The sequence below is a fragment of the Novosphingobium sp. G106 genome (genome assembly GCF_019075875.1).
GTDB lineage: Bacteria > Pseudomonadota > Alphaproteobacteria > Sphingomonadales > Sphingomonadaceae > Novosphingobium.
This window is the reverse complement of record NZ_JAHOOZ010000001.1, coordinates 895032-915899: the sequence shown is the minus strand read 5'-3', so window position 1 is coordinate 915899 and position 20868 is coordinate 895032. Positions and strand designations below refer to the sequence as shown.

At 65.8% G+C, this 20868-nt stretch carries 19 protein-coding genes; 6 read left to right on the top strand and 13 right to left on the bottom strand.

Annotated elements, in window-relative coordinates:
• Positions 1-125: 125 nt before the first annotated feature.
• Positions 126-770 carry a hypothetical protein gene (locus KRR38_RS04285; RefSeq protein WP_217398941.1) on the top strand — a complete coding sequence of 215 codons (645 nt, stop codon included), beginning with the start codon at positions 126-128 and terminating at the stop codon, positions 768-770.
• A gap of 139 nt (positions 771-909) precedes the next feature.
• On the opposite strand, the gene sdhA is transcribed toward KRR38_RS04285, so the two are convergent.
• Genes sdhA through sdhC form a run of 3 tightly spaced genes read right to left on the bottom strand, consistent with a single transcriptional unit; the run spans position 910 to position 3535 of the window.
• Positions 910-2733, bottom strand: coding sequence for a succinate dehydrogenase flavoprotein subunit (gene sdhA, locus KRR38_RS04280; protein ID WP_217398939.1), 1824 nt, complete (start codon positions 2731-2733; stop codon positions 910-912).
• A gap of 2 nt (positions 2734-2735) precedes the next feature.
• The gene (gene sdhD, locus KRR38_RS04275) at positions 2736-3119 is read right to left on the bottom strand and encodes a succinate dehydrogenase, hydrophobic membrane anchor protein (RefSeq protein ID WP_217398937.1); all 384 of its coding nucleotides are present in this window, start codon (positions 3117-3119) and stop codon (positions 2736-2738) included.
• Positions 3120-3133: 14 nt separating this feature from the next.
• Positions 3134-3535 carry a succinate dehydrogenase, cytochrome b556 subunit gene (gene sdhC, locus KRR38_RS04270; protein WP_217398935.1) on the bottom strand — a complete coding sequence of 134 codons (402 nt, stop codon included), beginning with the start codon at positions 3533-3535 and terminating at the stop codon, positions 3134-3136.
• Between the two features lie 133 nt (positions 3536-3668).
• Between sdhC and KRR38_RS04265 the strand changes: the two genes are divergently transcribed.
• Together KRR38_RS04265 and KRR38_RS04260 are read left to right on the top strand one after the other, a co-directional pair.
• On the top strand, positions 3669-4631 hold the full coding sequence (locus KRR38_RS04265) for a 50S ribosomal protein L11 methyltransferase (protein ID WP_217398933.1): 963 nt from the start codon (positions 3669-3671) through the stop codon (positions 4629-4631).
• 152 nt (positions 4632-4783) lie between these two features.
• Positions 4784-7003, top strand: a complete 2220-nt coding sequence (locus tag KRR38_RS04260; RefSeq protein ID WP_217398931.1) for a TonB-dependent receptor — start codon at positions 4784-4786, stop codon at positions 7001-7003.
• 179 nt (positions 7004-7182) lie between these two features.
• Here the strand turns inward: KRR38_RS04260 and KRR38_RS04255 are convergent, their stop codons facing one another.
• Both KRR38_RS04255 and KRR38_RS04250 read right to left on the bottom strand, forming a co-directional pair.
• Positions 7183-8328: a sterol desaturase family protein gene (locus tag KRR38_RS04255; protein ID WP_254514638.1), complete on the bottom strand. Its 1146-nt coding sequence runs from the start codon at positions 8326-8328 to the stop codon at positions 7183-7185.
• 59 nt (positions 8329-8387) lie between these two features.
• A complete protein-coding gene (locus tag KRR38_RS04250; RefSeq protein ID WP_217398929.1) occupies positions 8388-9185 on the bottom strand; it encodes an SDR family oxidoreductase in 798 nt (265 codons plus the stop codon).
• A gap of 70 nt (positions 9186-9255) precedes the next feature.
• On the opposite strand from KRR38_RS04250, the gene KRR38_RS04245 reads away from it, so the two are divergent.
• The gene (locus tag KRR38_RS04245) at positions 9256-9696 is read left to right on the top strand and encodes a helix-turn-helix domain-containing protein (RefSeq protein ID WP_217398927.1); all 441 of its coding nucleotides are present in this window, start codon (positions 9256-9258) and stop codon (positions 9694-9696) included.
• Between the two features lie 9 nt (positions 9697-9705).
• Here KRR38_RS04245 and ligA read toward each other — a convergent pair whose 3' ends face one another.
• From ligA to KRR38_RS04220, 5 genes are all read right to left on the bottom strand, one after another.
• Positions 9706-11736, bottom strand: coding sequence for an NAD-dependent DNA ligase LigA (gene ligA / locus KRR38_RS04240; RefSeq protein ID WP_375293450.1), 2031 nt, complete (start codon positions 11734-11736; stop codon positions 9706-9708).
• Between the two features lie 89 nt (positions 11737-11825).
• Positions 11826-12608 (bottom strand): Imm63 family immunity protein, encoded by a 783-nt coding sequence (locus KRR38_RS04235; protein ID WP_217398923.1) that lies wholly within the window; start codon positions 12606-12608, stop codon positions 11826-11828.
• On the bottom strand, positions 12605-14269 hold the full coding sequence (gene recN, locus KRR38_RS04230) for a DNA repair protein RecN (RefSeq protein WP_217398921.1): 1665 nt from the start codon (positions 14267-14269) through the stop codon (positions 12605-12607). Before recN ends, KRR38_RS04235 begins: the two co-directional genes overlap by 4 nt.
• A gap of 36 nt (positions 14270-14305) precedes the next feature.
• Positions 14306-14761, bottom strand: a complete 456-nt coding sequence (locus tag KRR38_RS04225) for an Rrf2 family transcriptional regulator (protein WP_217398919.1) — start codon at positions 14759-14761, stop codon at positions 14306-14308.
• A 74-nt stretch (positions 14762-14835) separates the two neighbouring features.
• Positions 14836-15633 carry an outer membrane protein assembly factor BamD gene (locus tag KRR38_RS04220; RefSeq protein WP_217407111.1) on the bottom strand — a complete coding sequence of 266 codons (798 nt, stop codon included), beginning with the start codon at positions 15631-15633 and terminating at the stop codon, positions 14836-14838.
• A gap of 175 nt (positions 15634-15808) precedes the next feature.
• On the opposite strand from KRR38_RS04220, the gene KRR38_RS04215 reads away from it, so the two are divergent.
• Positions 15809-16102, top strand: coding sequence for a hypothetical protein (locus KRR38_RS04215; protein ID WP_217398917.1), 294 nt, complete (start codon positions 15809-15811; stop codon positions 16100-16102).
• A gap of 127 nt (positions 16103-16229) precedes the next feature.
• On the opposite strand, the gene KRR38_RS04210 is transcribed toward KRR38_RS04215, so the two are convergent.
• Positions 16230-16805, bottom strand: coding sequence for a TetR/AcrR family transcriptional regulator (locus KRR38_RS04210; protein WP_217398915.1), 576 nt, complete (start codon positions 16803-16805; stop codon positions 16230-16232).
• Between the two features lie 86 nt (positions 16806-16891).
• Between KRR38_RS04210 and KRR38_RS04205 the strand changes: the two genes are divergently transcribed.
• A complete protein-coding gene (locus tag KRR38_RS04205) occupies positions 16892-18937 on the top strand; it encodes a molybdopterin-dependent oxidoreductase (protein ID WP_217398913.1) in 2046 nt (681 codons plus the stop codon).
• 10 nt (positions 18938-18947) lie between these two features.
• On the opposite strand, the gene KRR38_RS04200 is transcribed toward KRR38_RS04205, so the two are convergent.
• A complete protein-coding gene (locus KRR38_RS04200; protein WP_217398911.1) occupies positions 18948-19814 on the bottom strand; it encodes an SDR family NAD(P)-dependent oxidoreductase in 867 nt (288 codons plus the stop codon).
• A 124-nt stretch (positions 19815-19938) separates the two neighbouring features.
• The gene (locus KRR38_RS04195; RefSeq protein WP_217398909.1) at positions 19939-20790 is read right to left on the bottom strand and encodes a TauD/TfdA family dioxygenase; all 852 of its coding nucleotides are present in this window, start codon (positions 20788-20790) and stop codon (positions 19939-19941) included.
• Positions 20791-20868 lie beyond the last annotated feature (78 nt).

Genomic DNA, 20868 nt, shown 5'->3' with positions numbered 1-20868 from the left:
CTCAACGATCTGCCGATAGTTTTTGGCTCGAATGGCGGCGGAGGGGCGAATTGACGGAGGCAGGCGTGCACCATCCGTTGCGGGCAATCCACACTCATGCTCTCGACTTCTGGATGGCGCGGTCCATGGTCGTAGTCATCGTAGCGCTTCAGCTAATGCTTGGCAGCCCGGTAACGGTCGGCCCCATCTGGCTTGCTCCGGCAATCGAGGTCGCGCTTCTCGTGCCGCTTTCAGTCGCCACCGCCTGGGCGCAGGACCTCGCCGTTAAAGCCTGCGCAGAGCATCACTGGCATTTGATCGCGAAACGCCGGCGCGCCGTCCGCGGGCTGGCCGTGATCCTGACCGGCGTGATCACAGTGATCAATTCGCTTTCGCTGATGAAGGTGGTCCACGCGCTATTGGTCGGACACGTAGGAGCCAATGGCGAAGAGTTGCTGCTCGACGCGCTGAAAATCTGGGTGATCAACATTGCAGCATTCGCGCTCTGGTACTGGACGCTCGATCGCGGCGGCCCCGCAGCAAGAGGACTGACCCGTCGCTGCAAACCGGATTTTCTGTTTGCGCAGGCAACGGTCGGAGATCCGGGCGAGGACTGGTCCCCCGGATTCATCGACTATCTCTTTCTGGCATTCACCAATGCTACCGCCTTCTCGCCAACTGACACTCTGCCGCTATCCAGACGCGCCAAGCTCCTGATGATGGCGCAGTCCGGGATTTCTCTTTTGACGATAGCGCTCGTCGCCGCGCGGGCAGTGAATATTCTGGCCTGAGCAGAACCAAACGATAAACAGAGGCCCGGTTTCGAAGGCAAATGGGAGCGCGAACGTCCGGCTTAGCCGGCGCCAGCAGAAATACAAAAAGGCCGGAGCATCGCCCCGGCCTTCCCGTTTTCCGTCCTAAAGCCCCGCTTCAGTACACCCGCTTCTTCGGCTTGATGTACGAAACGTCGTCGGTCAGCGTGTATTCGTGGACCGGGCGGTAGTCGAGCTTGACGCCGCCGCCCTTGCCGCCCCAGCCGTCGAACCAGGCGACGGTGTGCTTCATCCAGTTGGCGTCGTCGCGCTCAGGGAAGTCCTCGTGCGCATGGGCGCCGCGGCTTTCCTTGCGGTTCTGGGCGCCGTGGAGCGTGACCGAGGCCTGGCTGATCAGGTTGTCGAGTTCCATCGTCTCAACGAGGTCCGAGTTCCAGATCAGGCCCTTGTCGGACACGTGCAGGTCCTGCATCCGCTCGTAGGTCTTGGCGAGCTGCTTCTTGCCTTCGACCATCAGTTCGTCGGTGCGGAACACGGCGGCATGCGCGGTCATGTTGCGCTGCATCTCGAGCCGCACCTGCGCCGTGGGCGAGCCGCCCTTGGCGTTGCGGAAGTGGTCGAGACGGGTCAGCGCGAGATCGGCCGAATCCTTGGGCAGCTCGTCATGCGCGGTGCCCGGCTTGATCGTGTCGCGCAGGCGGTGGCCGGTGGCGCGGCCGAAGACGACGAGGTCGATCAGCGAGTTCGAGCCGAGGCGGTTGGCGCCGTGCACCGAGACGCAGGCAGCCTCGCCCACGGCGAACAGGCCGGGGACGACCGTTTCCGGGTTGCCGTCGGCGCCGATGGTCATGACTTCGCCGTGGTAGTTCGTCGGAATGCCGCCCATGTTGTAGTGGACGGTAGGAACCACGGGAAGCGGCTGCCTTGTGAGGTCGACCCCCGCAAAAATCTTGCCGCTCTCGGTGATGCCCGGCAGGCGCTCGCCCAGCACCTTGGGATCGATGTGATCGAGGTGCAGGTAGATGTAGTCCTTGTTCGGGCCGACGCCGCGGCCCTCCCGAATTTCCATCGCCATCGAACGGCTGACGACGTCGCGCGAGGCGAGATCCTTCGCGCTCGGCGCATAGCGCTCCATGAAGCGCTCGCCTTCGGAGTTGGTCAGGTAGCCGCCCTCGCCGCGCGCGCCCTCGGTGATGAGCACGCCGGCGCCGTAGATGCCGGTCGGGTGGAACTGGACAAATTCCATGTCCTGCAGCGGCAGGCCCGCGCGCAGCACCATGCCACCACCGTCGCCGGTGCAGGTGTGCGCCGAAGTCGCGGTGAAGTAGCAGCGGCCGTAGCCGCCGGTCGCCAGGACCACGGCCTTCGCCTTGAAGCGGTGGATCGTGCCGTCATCCATGCACAGCGCGATCACGCCGACGCAGACGCCGTCCTTCATGATCAGGTCGATCGCGAAGTATTCGATGAAGAAGTCTGCGTCGTACTTCAGGCTCTGCTGATAGAGCGCGTGGAGCATGGCGTGGCCGGTACGGTCGGCCGCGGCGCAGGTGCGCTGGACCGGCGGACCTTCGCCCATGTTCTGCATGTGGCCGCCGAACGGGCGCTGGTAGATCGTGCCGTTCTCGTTGCGGCTGAAAGGCACGCCCGCGTGCTCGAGCTCGTAGACGGCCGCAGGTGCCTCGCGGACCATGTATTCGATCGCGTCCTGGTCGCCGAGCCAGTCGGAGCCCTTGACCGTGTCGAACATGTGCCAGGTCCAGTGGTCGGGGCTGTTGTTCTGCAGCGAGGCGGCGATGCCGCCCTGCGCCGCGACGGTGTGGCTGCGCGTCGGGAACACCTTGGTGATGCAGGCGGTCTTGAGACCGGCCTCGGCGCTGCCCATCGTGGCGCGCAGGCCCGAGCCGCCAGCGCCGACGACGACGGTGTCATAGGTGTGGTCGATGATCTTGTAAGCGGGCTGACCCGAGGCGTTGGAAGCCATGATTAAGCGCCTCCCAGCGCCAGACGAATGACACAGAACAGGCCGAAGGCGGCGCCGCCAAAGGCGAGGAGGTTCAACAGCGCAATCAGCGCGAATTTGTTGCCGTCATCGTGGACGTAGTCCTCCATCGCGACCTGCATGCCGAGCCGGGCGTGCCAGAAGGTGGAGATGATCAGCAGCGCCATCGCCGTCGCCGGTAGCGGCCTGACCAGCCATTCGCGCACGGTCTGGTAGTCGAAGTGGTGCATCATCAGCAGTGAGACGACGAACCACAGCACCAGCACGAGATTGCCGATCGCGGTGAAGCGCTGCACCAGCCAGTGGTGCGAGCCCGATTTTGCCGAGCCGAGGCCGCGCACGCGGCCGATCGAGGTTCCGTTACCCATTTGCCTGGTTCCTCTCAGCGCAGCAGCAGGGCCGCCCAGAAGGCGGCGGTGAGAACGATGCCGATAATCGGCGTGAGGACCGACCACAGCGCGTTGCTGTTCAGCTCGAAATTCGCGCCCACGTCGAGGAAGAAGTGGCGAATGCCCGAGGCCATGTGGTTGAAGAAGGCCCAGGAAATGCCGACCAGCACGACCATGCCGTACCACGACGAAGCGTGGCCCTGGAACGCGGCGTAGGAGTCTGGACCGCCCACCAGAGCGCCGAGCCACCAGAGCAGCACGCCGAGTCCGACGACCGCCAGGCCGTTGCCCGAAACGCGGTGCAGGATCGACACCGCCATTGCCGGTCCCCAACGCCAGATCTGCAGATGCGGCGAAAGCGGACGGTTCCTACCCGAAGGGCTGGCTTGAGCCATTTTCTCGAATCCCCGTTGTTTGACAGCCGTTACGCGCTGCCGTTCCCGCTCCCCTTAGCCAAATCGTCGGGTGGTGCAAGCCAGTCGGCCAGCTTGTCTTGGCCTTGGCCCCGGCGCTGCCTATGGAGGCGCGATGAGCCGTTCCTGGAAAATCACCGCCTTCGCCGCCCGCCCCGTCGTCGAGGCCGCGCTCGTCGCGCACGAGGATGTCATCGCCTGGGATCCCGAAATGGTGCTATCAGGCAGCGAGATTGCCGAGGATAAGCCCGAGGACTGGCGGCTCGAAGTCTGGCTGCCACGCAAGCCCGACAGGGTCGACAAGGCAGCCGTCGCCGCACTGTTCGCCGATGGCGCGCCGGCGCTGACGATCGAGGAACTGCCCGAAACCGACTGGGTGACGCAAAGCCAGCAGGGGCTCGAACCGATCCGCGCGGGGCGCTTTCATGTCCATACGCCCGAGCATGCGCCGCTCGCCGTGGCGGGGGTGCGCGACTTCGTCATTCCCGCCAGCCGCGCCTTCGGCACCGGCCAGCACGCAACGACCGCCGGCTGCCTTGCCATGCTGACACATATGAAGCGCCAGGGCGTCGTCGTGCGCAATCTGGCCGACATCGGCACGGGCACCGGCTTGCTCGCTTTCGCCGCGCTCGATCTCTGGCCGCAGGCGCTGGCGACGGCGAGCGACATCGACGATGTCTGCGTCGGCGTGGTCGAGGAGAATGCGGGGCTGAACGCGGTACCGATGGGCGCCGGCTCCGGCGAACTGGTCATGGCCGTGGCCGACGGGATGGCTCACCCTGTGCTGCAGGTACGCGGGCCCTATGACCTGCTGATCGCCAATATCCTCGCCGGTCCGCTGATCGAACTCGCGCCCCACTTCGCCGATGCACTGGTCCCCGGCGGGCAGCTTCTGCTCGCCGGCCTGCTCGAAACGCAGGAGCAAATGGTGCGCGCAGCCTGCCGCCGCGCCGGCTTGCGGCTGGCCGCAAGGCTGGTCAACGGCGACTGGTCGATCCTCTGGCTGCGCAAGCGTACAGGCGTGCGGGCACGGTCGAGCCGCCCCGGTCAGTTGCCCGATTGGGCAAAGCACTGGTGATCTGATCCACGCAATACCGTAAACATCGGCAAGATGAATCGGCAGGGCAATCGGTCTTGCCTGTAACGGCCAAAGTCCCGAAGCCGCATTGCCGAGGCAGGTCCAGCCGGTAGTTGCTCGCTCTACAAAAGCAATTTTGAAGGGGGGAGCATATGAAACTTCATAACCGGTTCGTTTATCTTGCCGGCGCCTCGGCGCTGATCTTCGCCGTTCCGGCGCAAGCGCAGGACAATGCCGCCAAGGATTCCGACCAGGCCGAGGCCCGGCAGGGTTCGGCCCAATCGCTGATCGAGGACATCGTCGTCCGCGCGCGCAAGAAGAGCGCGGCCGAACGCGCGCAGGACGTGCCGATCGCGCTGACCGCGGTCAGCGGCGCGCAGATCGAAGCGATGTTCGCGCAGGACCTCACCGACGTCGGCATGACCATTCCCAACGTCAGGCTCGATGACGGCGGCGCCTTCCCGGGCGTCTCGAACTACACGATCCGCGGCATGGGCTTCAATTCGACGATCGCCTCGGTCGAGCCGACCGTCGGCACTTTCGTCGACGGCATCTACATTGGCGCGAACCTGGGCGGGCTACAGGAAACGCTCGACCTGGAATCGGTCGAAGTGCTGCGCGGGCCGCAAGGCACGCTGTTCGGCCGCAACGTCACCGGGGGCGCCGTCGTCATGCGCTCGCGCCGGCCCGATGGCGACTTTAGCGGCCTGGTGAAAGTCGGCGCAGGCAGCGGCAATCGCATCGTCGGTGCCTTCGGCGTCCAGGGTCCGCTATCGGACACGGTCTCCGCCAAGATATTCACCCAGTACAGCGACTACGACGGCGACTGGCACAACCTCACGACCAAGCGCCGCCACGGCGCGGACGAAACCTTCGCGGTGCGCCCGATGATCCGCTTCCGGCCGAGCACCGCAGTCGACATCACGCTGATCGGCGAATACGGCAAGACCAACGGTGACGGCGTCGCCAGCCGCTTCATCGAGGATCCGACGCAGACGCTCTACAAGAGCGGCGTGCGCGAGCCGCAGGGCGCCGAGAACCTGTCGATGAACTTCGACGGCAAGACCGACATCGAATGGAAGCAGGTGGTGCTCGACGCCAATTTCGAGGTCGGCCCCGGCACGCTGACTTCGATCACCGGTTACCGCAAGGTCGACTATTTCTCGACCGGCGACACCGACGGGTCGCAGACCGAGACCGCCCGCGCAATCAACCAGATGGGCCAGCACCAGTTCAGCGAGGAGCTGCGCTATGCCGGCAAGGCCTTCGGCGACAAACTGGATTACACGATCGGCGCCTACTACTTCGAGCAGCGCATGGAGCAGTTCTACCATGTGATCTTCTTCGGCAATTCGAACCAGCGCTCGCGCGGCGTGCTCAACCATCACACCTGGTCGGTCTTCGCCCAGGGCGACTATCAGATCGTGCCCAATGTCTTCCTGACCGCCGGCGGCCGCTATACCTGGGAAAAGAAGAGCGCTTCGACCGGCCGTACTCCGGAATGCACGCTCACGACGACCACGCAGACGGGCATCATCTGCCCGCTGTTCCCCGAAGGCAGCAAGACCTGGTCGAACTTCACGCCCAAGGTCGGCGTGAACTGGAAGGCGACGCCCGGCGTCATGGTCTATGCCAGCTGGACCAAGGGCTTCCGCAGCGGCGGCTTCAACATCCGCACCACGGGCGCGCGCTTCAATCCCGCCACGCCGAACGCCGCTTTCGAATCCTCCGGCCCCTATGAGCAGGAAGTGGTCAGGGCGCTGGAAGGCGGCATCAAGACCGAGTTCCTCGACGGCAGGGCCCGCGTCAACGTGGCGGCGTTCCACAACAATTACGACGGCCTGCAGCGTACGGTGAATCAGGGCCTGGTCAACTTCATCGCCAACGTCGCCAAGGCCACGGTCAACGGCGCCGAGTTGGAGACGACCTTCCTGCCGGTCCGCAACCTCGCGCTGACGGCCAACGTCGGCTACCTCGACGCCAAGTACAAGGACTACATCCTGCCCGGCGTGGGCACCAACCTCAGCGGCAAGCAGCTGATCCGCGCGCCGAAGTGGACCTATACCTTGGCGGCGACGCACGATCTGTCGCTGGGCTCGGCCGGCGTGCTGACCAGCCGCGTGTCGTTCAACTACAGCGACAAGACGCCTGCCAACGACGCGGGCAACTACTTCGCTGCGGCCTATCATCTGCTCGACGCCAGCGTCACCTGGTCGCCGCGCGAGGATGGCGCGGTCACGGTCTCGCTCTGGGGCAAGAACCTGACCAACGAGAAGTACTCGCTGACCGCGACCTACGTCGCGCCGCTGTTCATCAACCTCTACCAGGCGCCGCCGATGCGCTGGGGCGCGGACCTGGTGTTCAAGTACTGAGCGGCGATCCTCCCCGAGCTCGCTCGGGGAGGATTTCGAGCATGACGACCCTACACTGATATCGTCATCCCGGGCTTGATCCGGGATCCCGCTGCTGTTTCGACCTTACGCCCGAACGCTATGAGCGGGACCCCGGATCAAGTCCGGGGTGACGAAGTTGGTTCAGTCAAAATTGATCTCTAGTCGGGCTGCTTGCGCACAAACGGATACTTCATCTGCGCCCAATAGCCCTTGGGCACAGCCTCGGGCACGCCGTAGTCCTTGGGCCAGCGGCCCTCGGGCAGGTGGAAGGTGCCAAACAGCTTGTCGAGCAGCGGCAGGTGGATCGCGAAGTTCACATCGACCGCCTCCTGCTCGAGCCCGTGGTGCCAGTGGTGGAACCGCGGCGTCGCCACCCACTGCCCCAACCGGTTGAAATCGCCGCCCAGGTTGGCGTGGAGCAGCGAGGAATAGACATAGACGAAGCCGATATAGGCCTGCATCACCGCCGGGCTGAAGCCGAGCGTGAACAGCGGCAGCGAGGTCACGCCGCGTAGCAGCACGATCTCGACGAAATGCATCCGCGCCCCGGCCAGCCAGTCCATCGCCGGCGCCGAATGGTGCACCGCGTGGAAGCCCCAGAGGAACGGCACCTTGTGGAACGCGCGGTGGTACCAGTACTGGAACAGGTCCGAGAGCACGATCACCGCGACGAACTGGACCACTGCCGGCAGCGAGGCGACCCACAGCCGGAAGTCGCCCCAGCCGCTGGTATGCGCGTTGACATAGGCCTGCGGGGCGAGCGCGAGGAAGGTGAACGCCTGCACCATCATCGAGCTGATAAGGTAGTAGAACAGGTCCTCGCGCCACTCGATGCGGAACAGCCGCTGCGCCGGCCGGTGCGGGAAGAACCGCTCGATCGGGGCGAACATGAAGCCGGTGACGAGCAGGTTCACGACGAAGAAGTCGAGCCCGAAGAAGATGCCCCAGCTCTTCGCCTCGTCAGGCTGGACGTTCGAACCGCCGAGCAGCGCCGCGGTCAGCCCGATGACCAGCGCCGTCGCGCCGAGCGCCTTGCGCGGCCGCAGCAGCAGCGAAAGCAGCGCCAGCGCATAGGAAACCAGCAGCATGATGTGGATCGCGACGCGGAACTCGGGCCAATCCTTGAGCATCTGCAGTTCGGGCATCGAGAACCAGCCCGGATAGCGCAACGCGATGACCATGCCGAAACCGCAGATGGCGAACAGCAGCGCGAAGAAGCCGGCGAACCAGCCCGACCCGAAGCCGCGCACTTCGATCGGCGCGGTCAGGTCGCGTTCGAGATTGCGGAAGAAATTCCCCAGCATCGGCATAGTCCCCCCAAAAGACGCCGGGAGACTATGCCAAAACTTCGGTCATTGCGAGCCTAGGCGGCGACCTTCGCATAGCGATCGGCAACCGCGCTCTTCGACAGATTGGGCCCCATCGCCAGCCGGGCCTGCTGCATCGCCGTGAACTGGCTTTCGTCGGCCAGCGGCGGGATGGTCACCGCCTCGCGCCGGTCGAAGCCTACGAGCGCGGCGTCGACGAGATCGTCGACGTCCATGACGAAGCCTTCGGGGAAGGCATCGACGTCCTTGCCCGAGCGTTCCCATATCTCGGTCCGCGTGGCCCCCGGAAGCACCGCCTGGGTATAGACGCCCTTGTCCGACAGCTGCGCCGAGAGCGCCTGGCTGAGGTTGAGCAGGAAGGCCTTGGTGCCGCTATAGACGCCGTCGAACATCTCGGGCGCGAGCGCGAGGACCGAAGCGATGTTGACGATCGCGCCCTCACCCTTGGCTACGAAAGCTTTGGCCGAAGCAGCGGCGAGCCGCGTCGGCGCGGTGACGTTGAGCGCAATGATCCGGGCGAGTTCGACCGGGCCGTTCTCGAGCACCGAGCCATCGAGCGACATGCCGGCATTGTTGACCAGCAGCGTGATGTCTCCCGCGGCCAGCCGCTGCTCGACCTTGGCGACGTCTGCGTCGGAAGTGAGATCGGCCGGAATGATCTCAATCGCGACGCCCGTCTCGTGGCGCAAGCGCTCGGCGAGGGTCTGCATGCGGGCAACGTCGCGGGCGACGAGAACGAGATTCAGGCCGCGGTGCGCCAGCCGGTCCGCATAGACCGCACCGATCCCTGTCGATGCTCCGGTAATGAGGGCGGTGCCTGTGGTTTTGCTCATGATGTGTCTCCAATCGACTCGCATCGGCGAGTGACTTGCATTTTGATAGTTATGTCGCTATCAAGATGCAATGGACACCGAAAAATATTCCGCCGGCCCCTGCCCCGTCGCCCGCGCACTTCTGCACGTCGGCGATGCCTGGAGCATGATGATCCTGCGCGACGCGAGCTTTGGAGCCACGCGCTTCGACCAGTTCCGCACGAGCCTGGGCATAGCGCCGAACATTCTGACGCGGCGGCTGGCCGCGCTGACCGAGGACGGCTTGCTGGAAAAGCGCCGCTACAGCCAGCGCCCGCCGCGCGACGAATATGTGCTGACCGACAAGGGCCGCGATTTCCTGCCGATCCTCTCGGCCATGGGCGAATGGGGCCGCAAGCACTGCGGCGAGGGCCCGACCAGTTTCATGACCGATGCCGAAACGGGTGCGGTTATCGAGCCGATCGTGGTCGATCGCACCACGGGCAGGCCCCTGGCGGAGATCGAGATGCAGGTGGTGCAGCCCGGCGAGTAGGTCTCGCCCCTAACCCGCAGCCTTGACGATTTCCGCCCAGGCGGCCTCGTCGATCACCTCGACGCCGAACTTCTCGGCCTGCTTGAGCTTCGAGCCGGCGCCCGGCCCCGCCACGACGAGGTCGGTCTTGGCGCTGACCGACCCGGCAGAGCGCGCACCGAGCGCTTCGGCCTGGGCCTTGGCCTCGTCGCGGCTCATCGTTTCGAGCTTGCCGGTGAAGACCACGGTCTTGCCGGCGACGGCGCTGGCCTTGGTCTCGACGATATAGGGCGGCGGCGAGACTTCGTTCAGCAGGTCGTCCCAGACCGCGACGTTGTGCGGCTCGTGAAAGAAGTCGCCGAGCGCCTCGACCACGACCGGGCCCACGCCTTCGATCGAAAGAAGGTCGGCGACCGCGTCGCTGGCAGCTTCGCCCACTCCACTGCGCGCGGTGACCGCCGCCTCGCGCAGCGCGGGCAGCGTGGCGAAGCGCTTGAGCAGATCGCGCGCCGTCACTGCGCCGACGTGGCGGATGCCAAGCCCGAACAGCAGCCGCGCGGCATCGGGCGCGCGCTTGGCTTCGATCGCTGCCAACAGGTTATCCACAGACTTGTCCTTCCACCCCTCGCGCCCGACGATCTCGGAGCGGCGGCGGCGCAGGCGGTAGATGTCGGCCGGGCTTTCGAGCCAGCCGAGGCCGAAGAATTCGGCGATCGACTTCTCGCCCAGCCCCTCGATGTCGAGCGCGCCGCGGCTGACGAAGTGGCGCAGGCGCTCGGTCCGCTGCGCCGGGCAGATCAATCCGCCCGTGCAGCGCACGTCGACCTCGCCCTCCTCGGCGACGGCCTCGCTCTGGCACTCGGGGCAGTGGTCGGGGAACGCGTAGGGCTCGCGGACATCTTCGCGGGTAAGGTTGTCGACAACCTGTGGAATAACGTCGCCGGCGCGCTGCAGGACGATGCGGTCGCCGACGCGCAGGCCGAGCCGGGCGATCTCGTCGCGGTTGTGCAAGGTGACGTTGGTGACGGTGACGCCGCCGACCAGCACCGGCTTGAGCCGGCCCACCGGAGTGAGCTTGCCCGTGCGACCGACCTGGATGTCGATCGCCTCGATGATCGTCTCGGCCTTCTCCGCGGGGAACTTGTGCGCCATACCCCAGCGCGGTGCCTTGGCGACGAAGCCCAGCCGGCCCTGCCATTCGAGGCTGTCGACCTTGTAGACGACGCCGTCGATGTCGTAGCGCAGGCCGGGCCGCATCTCGCGGATTTCGCGGTAATGCTGCAGCATGTCCTCGAGCGTGAAGCAGCGCACCAGCAGCGGCGAGATCGGCAGACCCCATTCGGCGATCTGGCCCATCATGCCGAATTGCGTCGCCGCGGGCACCTCGCTCGCCGCGCCCCAGCCATGCGCGAGGAAGCGCAGCGGGCGTTTTGCGGTGATGCTCGCATCCTTTTGCCGCAGCGAACCGGCTGCAGCATTCCGGGGGTTGGCGAATATCTTGCCGTCGACTTCCTGCTGCGCAGCATTGAGTGCGGTAAATGCTTGTTTATCCATGTAAACCTCGCCGCGGACCTCAAACACGGCGGGTACTTTTCCGCGCAGCATTTGCGGGATGTCGGGGATATGCGCGACGTTGGGCGTAACGTCCTCGCCGACCTGCCCGTCGCCGCGCGTTGCCGCACGCACAAGCTTGCCTTCCTCGTAGCGCAGCGAGCAGGACAGACCGTCGATCTTGTCCTCGGCGGTCATGATCACCGGCGCGTCTTCGGCAAGGTTGAGGAAGCGCCGCACGCGCGCGACGAATTCGCCGACCTCTTCGTCCGAGAAGGAATTGTCGAGGCTCATCATCCGAACCTCGTGCGTCACCTTGCTCAGCGGCGAGGCGGCGATCTCGTGCCCGACCTTGCGACTCGGACTGTCGGCACGAATCATGTGCGGGAACGCGGCTTCCAGCTCGGCATTGCGGCGGACGAGCGCATCGTATTCGGCATCGCTGATCTCGGGCGCGTCCTCGGCGTGATAAAGCCGGTCGGCCCGCGCGATGTCCTTCGCCAGGCGCATCAGTTCGTTGGCCGCGTCGGCTTCGTTTTCAGGGACTGCGCTCACACCACCTCCGCTATGGTCGAGGCGATCCATAGCCTCGCCCGCGCTCAGCGGCCAGCCTTGTGGCGCCGCTCATGGGCGAACTGCACAGCCCAGCGCGGATCGATCCCGGCTATGATTTCCTGCTGCTTGTCGGTCAGCAGCCGGTCATAGCGATCGGGCGTGGTGGGATTTTGCGCCAGATAGTTGGACGCCTTGGCATAGGCGCGGTCGCGGAACACCCAATACATCAACTGGTCGGAGACCACCGTACGCAGATCGAACACCATGCCGCCGCGCTCGAGCTCGAAATAGATGAAGTCGAACTTGTCACGGTCGATGAAAGTGCCCCAGTCGTCGGTGGTCGGCCCGACCTGCGGCAACCACCGTTCCTCGATGTCGGCCCGCGCCGCGATCCCGCGCATCAGCTCGCTGATGTCGGCCAGCGAGAGCGAGGAACTGTCGCCCTGGCTCCAGTTGGGATAGCCCGTATCGGCGGCCGGACGCGCGGGAACATTCGCCCAGTTTGCCGGAAGCGGCGGATTGTTACGCCGCCCCCGCCTGCCGATCAGCCCGCCGACGAGGTTCGCGATCAGCCAAGGGATCGTGATGACGAAAGAGGCAAGCACGAAAGCCAGCTGGAAATTGTAAGTCGCCTGACTCGACGACAGCGTGGGATCGCCGTTTGCACCGATGATCGCGGCGAGCACCAGGTAGGGAACGGGCAGCCACAGAATGAAGCCGCCCAGCGCGCGTCTGCCCGGCAGATGGCGCACGATCAGCAGGCTGCCGACCACGCCGGCCGCAACGATCACCGCCAGCCAGACGAGCGCAACCGTCACTTCGCTCATACCCGCTCCAGCAGCCGGTCGGCCTGGGCCCGCGCCTCTGGCGTGATCTCGGCGCCCGAGAGCATGCGCGCGATCTCTTCCTGGCGGCCCGCACTATCCAACAGGCTCACCGAGGTACGCGTGACCGTGCCCTCGCTCGACTTGGCGATGACGTAGTGCTGGCCGCCCCGCGCCGCGACCTGCGGGCTGTGCGTGACCGCGAGCAACTGGCCGCCCGAGGCCAGCCGCGACAGGCGATCGCCGATCGCGCTGGCGACGGCACCGCCGACGCCGCGGTCGATCTCGTCGAAGATCACCGTCGCCGCGCCGCCCTCTTCGGCCAGCGCGACCTTGAGCGCGAGGATGAAGCGCGAGAGCTCGCCGCCCGAGGCGATCTTGCCGAGCGGCGCGAAATCGGCGCCCGGATTGGTCGCGATGAGGAATTCGACCGCGTCCATGCCCGAGGGTCCCCAGCGCTCCTCGGGCAGGCGCAGGACTGCCGTGCGGAAGCGCGCGGCATCGAGCTTTAGCGGCGCGAGCTCGGCCGCCACGGCCTTGTCGAGCCGCTGCGCCGCCTCGACGCGCGACACCGACAGGGATTCGGCCTTGGCACCGTAGTCGAGCGCGGCAAGCTGCGCGGCCTTCTCCAGCCCGGCGATCTCAGCCTCGCCGCCCTCGATCGCGTCGAGCGCGGTACGCATCGCCGCCATGCGCTCGGGCAGGTCGTCGACCTGGCAACCATGCTTGCGCGCCGCCGCGCGCAGTTCGAACAGCCGCGTCTCGATGCGGTCGAGCGCCTGCGGATCGTGCGCCAGCACATCGACCGCACGCGCGATCCGGTCCTCAGCCTCGCTGGCTTCGATTACTGCGCGGTCGAGCGCTTCGAGCGCTTCGGCCAGCAGCGGATGCTCGGCGGCGATGCGGTCGAGCTTGCGGGCCGCGGTGCGCAGGTTTGCCAGCGCCGAATCCGAGCCGGCCCAGAGATGCTGCAAGTCGGCGAGATCGCCCGACAGCCGCTCGCCCTTCTGCATCGTCGCGCGCGCCTCGGCGAGTTCCTCTTCCTCGCCTGCCTCGGGCGCCACGGCGGTCAGCTCGGCGAGATGGGCGAGCAGCAGGTCCTGGTCGGCCGAGGCCTGCGCCACCCGCGCGCGCGCATCGGCAAGGGCATCCTCGGCCGCGCGCCAGGTCCGCCAGGCCGCCTCGACGCCCGCAGCATCGGCGCGCGCATAGCGGTCGAGCAGCAGCCGGTGTCCGCGCGGATTGACCAGGCCGCGGTCGTCGTGCTGGCCGTGCAGCTCGACGAGGAAGCCCGCCAGCTCGCGCAGCAAGGCAACCCCGACCGGCTGGTCGTTGATGAAGGCCTTGCTGCCGCCATCGGACTTGAGCTGGCGCTTGACGATCAGCGGCTCGCCGGGCTCGATCTCCACTTCGGCATCGCCCAGCAGCGCGGCGATCCCCCTTGGCAGCGCGGCGAATTCGAAGCTCGCGGTCGCGCTCGCACGCTCCTCGCCCGCCCGCACCAGGCCGCTGTCGGCACGGTTGCCGAGCACCAGCCCCAGCGCGTCGAGCAGGATCGACTTGCCCGCGCCGGTCTCGCCCGTGAGCACGCCGAGGCCGCGCGCGAAATCCAGGTCGAGTGCTTCGATCAGCACGATGTTGCGAATGGAAAGCCGGGTCAGCATGTTCGCGTGGCGTTCTAACCTAAGCCGCCCGTCGCGTCACCCGGCTTCGGGCAGCGGTTCCACACCCTCGAACGACGGTTCGAGCGTGATCGGATCGGCGAGCGAGACGCGGTCGAGCATCGCCGCCATCTCGTCGCGCAGGGTCAGCATCAGTCCGCGCAGCCGGCATTCGGCCTCAGGCAGGCAATTGGAGCAGTGCTCGTGCGCGTTGCGCGCAGCACAAGGAACCAGCGCCAGGCTGCCGCGGGTGAGCCGGATGATGTCACCATAGCGGATGTCGATAGGGGACAGGCCGAGCTCGTAGCCGCCCTCGCGGCCACGGTGCGAGATCACCAGGCCTTCGCGGACCATCTCCGACAGAATGACGGTGAGGAACTTGCGCGGGATGTTCTGGGCCGTGGCGATGGCATCGAGACGCACGGGCCCCTGCTGCCAGTTATCGGCGAGGTGTTGGAACGCCCGGATAGTATAGCGAGTCTTCTGCGACAGCATGTCGGTTGCAGTCAGCGCCCAGCCGGCCCCCCTTGTCAACCGGCGGGGTAGAAAAACCAGCCTAAAACCCGGTCTTAGCTGACGTTATTGCCCGGCGCGTGCTTGTTCATCAGCGCGTAGGCCATCTTGTACCACTCGCTGTCGGGATAGTTGGCCTCGAGCACGGCGGCAGCCTTCTGCGCTTCGCTGGGCACGCCGAGCGACAGGTAGCTCTCGACCAGGCGAAAGAGCGCCTCGGGCGCGTGGCTGGTCGTCTGGTAATTGTCGACCACGTTGCGGAAGCGCAGCGTCGCCGCGACCCACTTCCCGGTCCGCTCGTAGAGCCGGCCGATCGTCATCTCCTTGCCCGCGAGGTGATCGTTGACGAGATCGAGCTTCAGCCGGGCATCGGACGAATAGCGCGTGTTGGGATAGCGGCGGATTACGTCGGTCAGCGCCTGCTTGGCCTGGAGCGTGATCTTCTGGTCGCGCGTCACATCGCTGATCTGCTCGTAATAGCAGAGCGCGATCAGGTAGTAGGCGTAGGGCGCGTCCTTGTTGCCCGGGTGGATCGACAGGAAGCGCTGCGCCGACTGGATCGACTTGGTGTAATCGCGTGCGACGTAATAGCTGAACGCGCTCATCAGCTGCGCGCGGCGCGCCCAGGGCGAATAGGGATGCTGGCGCTCGACCTCGTCGAACAGCGCCGCCGCCTGGCGCGTGTCGCCCTTGTCGAGCCTGGCCTTCGCCGCGGAATAGAGCGTGTCCACGTCGCGCGCGACATAGGCGGTATCGCGGTTCTTGCCGCCCTTCCCGCCGCAGCCGGCGGTAAGGAGAAGAGCGCCGGTGGCGACAGCGAGGACGGTGAGCTTCAGCGGCGATCGTTCGAGCATGGCGGGGTCTATAGCCAGCACCGTCCTGAACGCCAAGTGAAGTTGGAGGCGGTGTCTACAGGCTTGAACCTGGCGCCCAGCCCCACCGAAGACAGGCTATAGCAGGATACTGATCATCGGACCCGAAGCCAGACCCGTTCCCGGCGCTTCGGCCACGGCCGGGACATCCCCCCGATTGAGCCTGTCGCAATTGCTGCAGCGCCTTCAGCGCTTTCGTCGCTGCAGCCAGATCGGCGTCCTTGAGCGCTTTCTCCATGGCGTCGAGTGCACCTTTACGGAGGGGTCCGGGCGCTTTGGGCGCCAGGTCGATCAGGCCCGCGAAAGCATCCTGCGCGTCCTCGACGTCGCCGCGATTGATCGCGGAGACGAGAGATCCGAAATTCGCCTTCCGCTCGGTCGAGCCGTTGGTCTGCGCTGCGGAAGTTTGTCCAATGGCGATGGTCATGATCAGTTCACCCTGCTGACATAACTATTATCCAGTTACGCCGTTTAGGACGGTGCGATCGAACCGGCATTAATTCGATCCGAAACGCTTCGGCGCGTACACGGAACGATCCGTATTTTTTGGCCGCGATTTCGTGTCGCGCCCCCCCCGCCTAATCTTTCCCGTCCACGATCGCCTGCAGCGTGCGCGCCAGCCAGCGCAGCGAATGGTCGGGGATCGGTGCGGGATAGAGGCCATCCATCTGGACCGCGAAGCCGGTCAGCAGCGCGAACATATCCATCGCCCGCTCCAGTGCGTGCGGTGGGCCCAGCCAGTCGACCAGCGGCTGGATCATGTGCTCGCGCGAGACGCGGCGGGCGATTTCCTTGGCCTCGGGATCGGCCAGCGCGGTCACCAGCATGACGGTGATGTTGATGTTGGCACGCCGGGGAATAAGCCGCGCCATCGCTTCGCCGAAGCCCTGCTTCTGCCAGGTGAACACGCTGTTGGCGCGCAGCACGTGGATCAGCGCCTCTTCGAACAGCGCGGCCTTGGTGCCGAAATAGCGGCTGACCAGCGAGGGCGCCACGCCTGCCCGCTCACCGATCTCGCGAAGCCCTGCCTTGGCATAGCCCGACCGCGTGAAGGTGTCGGCCGCCGCCTCCAGAATCCGACCGCGGGTCTGCTCCAGGTTGCGGCGTTTCGGCCCAGGTCTGGCATCGGCTTTGGGGTCCGCTTCAAGCTCCATCACCTTGGCCTATCAGAGTGCATCGCGTTGACAAGATAGACCAAGTGGGCGATTGCCCACTTATTGGGAATTGAGAGATCCGGGTCATGATAGAGACGCTCAGCAAGAAGACCTACTGCCGCATCTGCACCAACCAGTGCGGCATGGTGGTCGACGTGGCCCGGGACGAGACCGGCAGCGAGCAGATCGTCAAGATCCGCGCCGACCGCGAGCATCCGCTGAGCAAGGGCTATTCCTGTCCCAAGGGCCGCGCGATCGGCGGCATCCACCACCATCCCGACGCGATCACCCGGCCGATGATGCGCAAGAACGGCGAACTCGTGCCGGTGTCGTGGGACGAGGCGCTCGACGACATCGCCGCGAAGCTGCGCGGGGTGATCGACGCGCACGGACCGAACGCGATCGGCGTCTATTTCGGCAGCGGCCTGGGCATGGATGCCTCGGGCTACCGGCTGGTCGATACCTTCTACAAAGCGCTCGGCGCCCCGCCCAAGTTCTCGCCGCTGACGATCGACGGCACGGCCAAGCTGCTGGTGGCGATGCAGGTCGGGGGCTTTCCCGGGCTCAATCCCAAGACCGACGACGAGAACTGCGACATGCTCGTCTATGTCGGGGTCAACCCGATGGTCAGCCACGGGCACAACACGGGCATGTACAACCCCGCCGGCCCGATCCGGGCCATGGCCAGGCGCGGCGAGGTCTGGACGATCGATCCGCTGCTTACCGAGACGGCCAAGTTCTCGACCCGGCACGTCCAGCCCTATCCGGGCAAGGATTACGCGATCCTCGCCTGGCTGGTGCGCGAGATCATCGATAACGGGCCTATGGACCTCGCCCAGCCCGTCCAGGGACTCGACGATCTGCGCGCCGCGCTCGCTGGCTTCGATCTCGCCACCGCCGCCGAGATCGCCGGCGTGCCGCAGCAGGACCTGACCGACCTCCTCGCCGCGATCCGCCGCAAGGGGCACGTCACGGTCGAGACCGGTACCGGCGTCACCATGTCGAAGAGCGCCAACATCACCGTCTGGCTCGGCTGGGTGCTCAACATCCTGACCGGGCGAATGAACCGCAGGGGCGGCACCTGGTTCCACCCGGGCTTCATCACCCAGTTCGACAGCTTCGAACTGCCGGTGATGGACAATCCCTTCACTCCCGGCGCGCCGACCATGCCCGAGGTCTCCGGCATCATCGGCGACTGGCCCTGCGCCGCGCTCCCCGGCGAGATCGAGGCGGGCAACATCCGCGCGATGATGAATTTCGGCGGCGCGCTCGCCCGCTCCTTCCCCGACACCAACGTGCTGGCGCCGCGGCTCGCCGGGCTCGACCTGCATGTCACTTTCGAGATCATCGCCAACGACACGACCGCTCTCTCGACGCATGTCCTGCCGACCAAGGATCAGGTCGAACGCGCCGACATCGGCTTCTGGGACACGCTTTCGGGCAGCCTCTCGATGATCCATACGCCTGCGCTGGTCGAGCCGCAGGGCGAGCGGCGCTCGGCCTGGTGGGTGATTTCACAGATCATGAAGCGCTGCGGCCTGCCGGTGCCCGACTACGTGCCCGAAAGCGACCTGCAGCAGGGCGCCGACGAGGCGATGCTCGCCGCGCTGATGCCCGGCGCGCGCGCCAGCTTCGAGGAAGTCGCTGCCACCGGCGCGGTCGTGCTGCCGATGGAATTCCCTGGCAAATGGGTCGACGCGCATATCGAGCGCATGGGCGGCTGGAAGCTCGCCCCGGAAGCGCTCGTCGGCTTCTGGCAGGAGCTGCGCGCCGAGGACGAGGCCCAGCTCGGCAAGCCTCGACCGCTCTGCTTCATCTCGCGCCGCCAGCGCCGCAAGCTGAATGCCTCGCTGACCTTCCTCGGCAGCCCGGCCGACATCATCCTCCACCCCGCCGACGCCGAGGCCAACGGCATTGCCGACGGCGACAAGGTCCGCGTCAGCACGACGCGCGGCGAGATATTCCTGACCGCCAACGTCAGCGACACGATCCGCCGCGGCGTCGCCTCGATCCCGCACGGGCACGAGGTGGCCAACGTCAACCTGCTGACGAGCATCGAGAACGTCGACCGGCTGACCGGGATGGTGCTCTACACGGGCATCCCGATCGAGGTGGCGCCGGTCGCGGCCTGATCCTGCCGGCTCACTTCACCTTGTAGGCGCCGTATTCCACTGGCCGAATGCCGGTGCCTTCGCTGAAAGAGGGTGCGAACTGGCCGTTCAGATCGGTAATGCCGTAGCTCTTGGCCAGGTCGGCGCCGACCATGGTCTTGCCGTTGTAGTCCATCAGCTTGGGATCGTTGTAGAGCGCCCAGGCGAGATGGCCGGTCAGGCCGGTGGATTCGAGCTGGCCTTCGAGGTGTTTGAACTTCTCGGGCTCGGCCGCCATCATCTCGAGCAGGCGTTCCGACGTCAGCGCCCCCATCCAGATCGACACGGCAGCGACGTTCGCGCCGACATCGGCGAAGTCCACGCCCATGTCGAAGGCCATCTTGTCCATGCCGGCCTTGTGCGCGCCATAGGCCGGGCCGAAGCAGTAATGCATGGCGCCGGGGGATGAGGTGAACAGGATCAATCCGCGGTTCTGCTTGACCATGTGCGGCGCGGCGAACCAGGACGCGGCGAAACCGCTGCGCACGCCGACGTTGATCATGTCGCCGATCTTGAGCGGCTTTTCCCAGAAGTTGCCGGGCATCGACAGCTCGTCGTAGATCGCGGCGGCATTGTTGATCAGGATGTCGACGCGGCCCTGCTCGGCGATCACCTGCTCGAACAGCGCTTTCACGTCATCGTCGTTGGCGCTGTCGCAGCGGACGGCAATGCCCTTGCCGCCGGCCTGGGTGACTTCCTCGGCGGTCGAGTAGATCGTCCCCGGCATCGAGGCGTCGCCTTCCTTCTGCGAGCGGCCGGTGACGTAGACGGTCGCGCCGTGCGAGCCGAGCGCAACCGCGATGCCCTTGCCCGCCCCACGGCTGGCGCCGGTGACGATGGCGACTGGTGCCTGAGACATTCCCTCTTCCCTTCGATTGGATTCGTCAGCTTGTTAGCGATGCGGCCGTTCGGTGGTCAAGAAGGGAAAAGGCCGCCCTCGCGATCGAGAACGGCCCTTTCGAAATCCGCGCGGGCGACTCCCCTCAGGCGAAGGCTTCCTCACCCTCCAGCTTGGTGCGCATCATCAGGCGGCCAGACTTGTGGTCATAGGGCAGGGCGCGGTGCATGGTTCCGGTGTTATCCCAGAGCACCATATCGCCGAGCTTCCAGGTATGGCGATAGGAGAATTGCGGCTGGGTTGCCCAGGTGCGCAGCTTGACCAGCAGCTTCTCGCTCTCGACCGTGCCCATGCCCTCGACCTCGAGCGCGGTGGCGCCGAGCACCAGCGACTGACGGCCCGAGCGGTGCTTCCAGACCAGCGGCAGCGTGTTCGCGCCGCGCGCCATCCAGGCTTCGAGCTCGGCGATGGTCGGCTCGGGCTTCCAGTAGAGCTGCGAGCGCCACATGGCGTGGGTGACCTTGAGATCCTCGACCTGCGCCTTTTCGTCGGCGGGCAGTTCGTCCCAGGCGGCATAGGTGTTGCAGAAGTCGGTCTCGCCACCGACCGGGGCCAACGCGCGGGCGCTCATGATCGAGGCCAGGATCGGCTTTTCCGACATCGTGCCGTCGAGGTGCCAGAAGAAGGCGCCCTTGAGGTAATCGGCGATCGGGTTGATGCTCGAATCCATCGTGATCGGATAGACCGAATCCTTGCCGTCCTTGGCGCCCTCGCCATCCTCGTGCGCGAAAGTGCCGAGCGTGTGGGTGAAGGCGATCTGCTCGTCGTCGGTCAGGTTGATCTCGGGGAAGACGATCACGCCGCGGCGTTCCATGATCTCCCGGATGTCCTTGGCGCGCTCGCCGCTCAGCAAGGTGGCCTTGTCGGTATGGATAGCCGAGCCGATCTTCGGCGCAACATCGACGACTTCCCAACGAGACGAAACGGCAGTTGCCATCGAACAGTTCTCCCAGACGCTGGCGGTCAGTTATTTGAACAGATGTACAGCAGCGGCGGGAGTGGCGTCAACCGACCC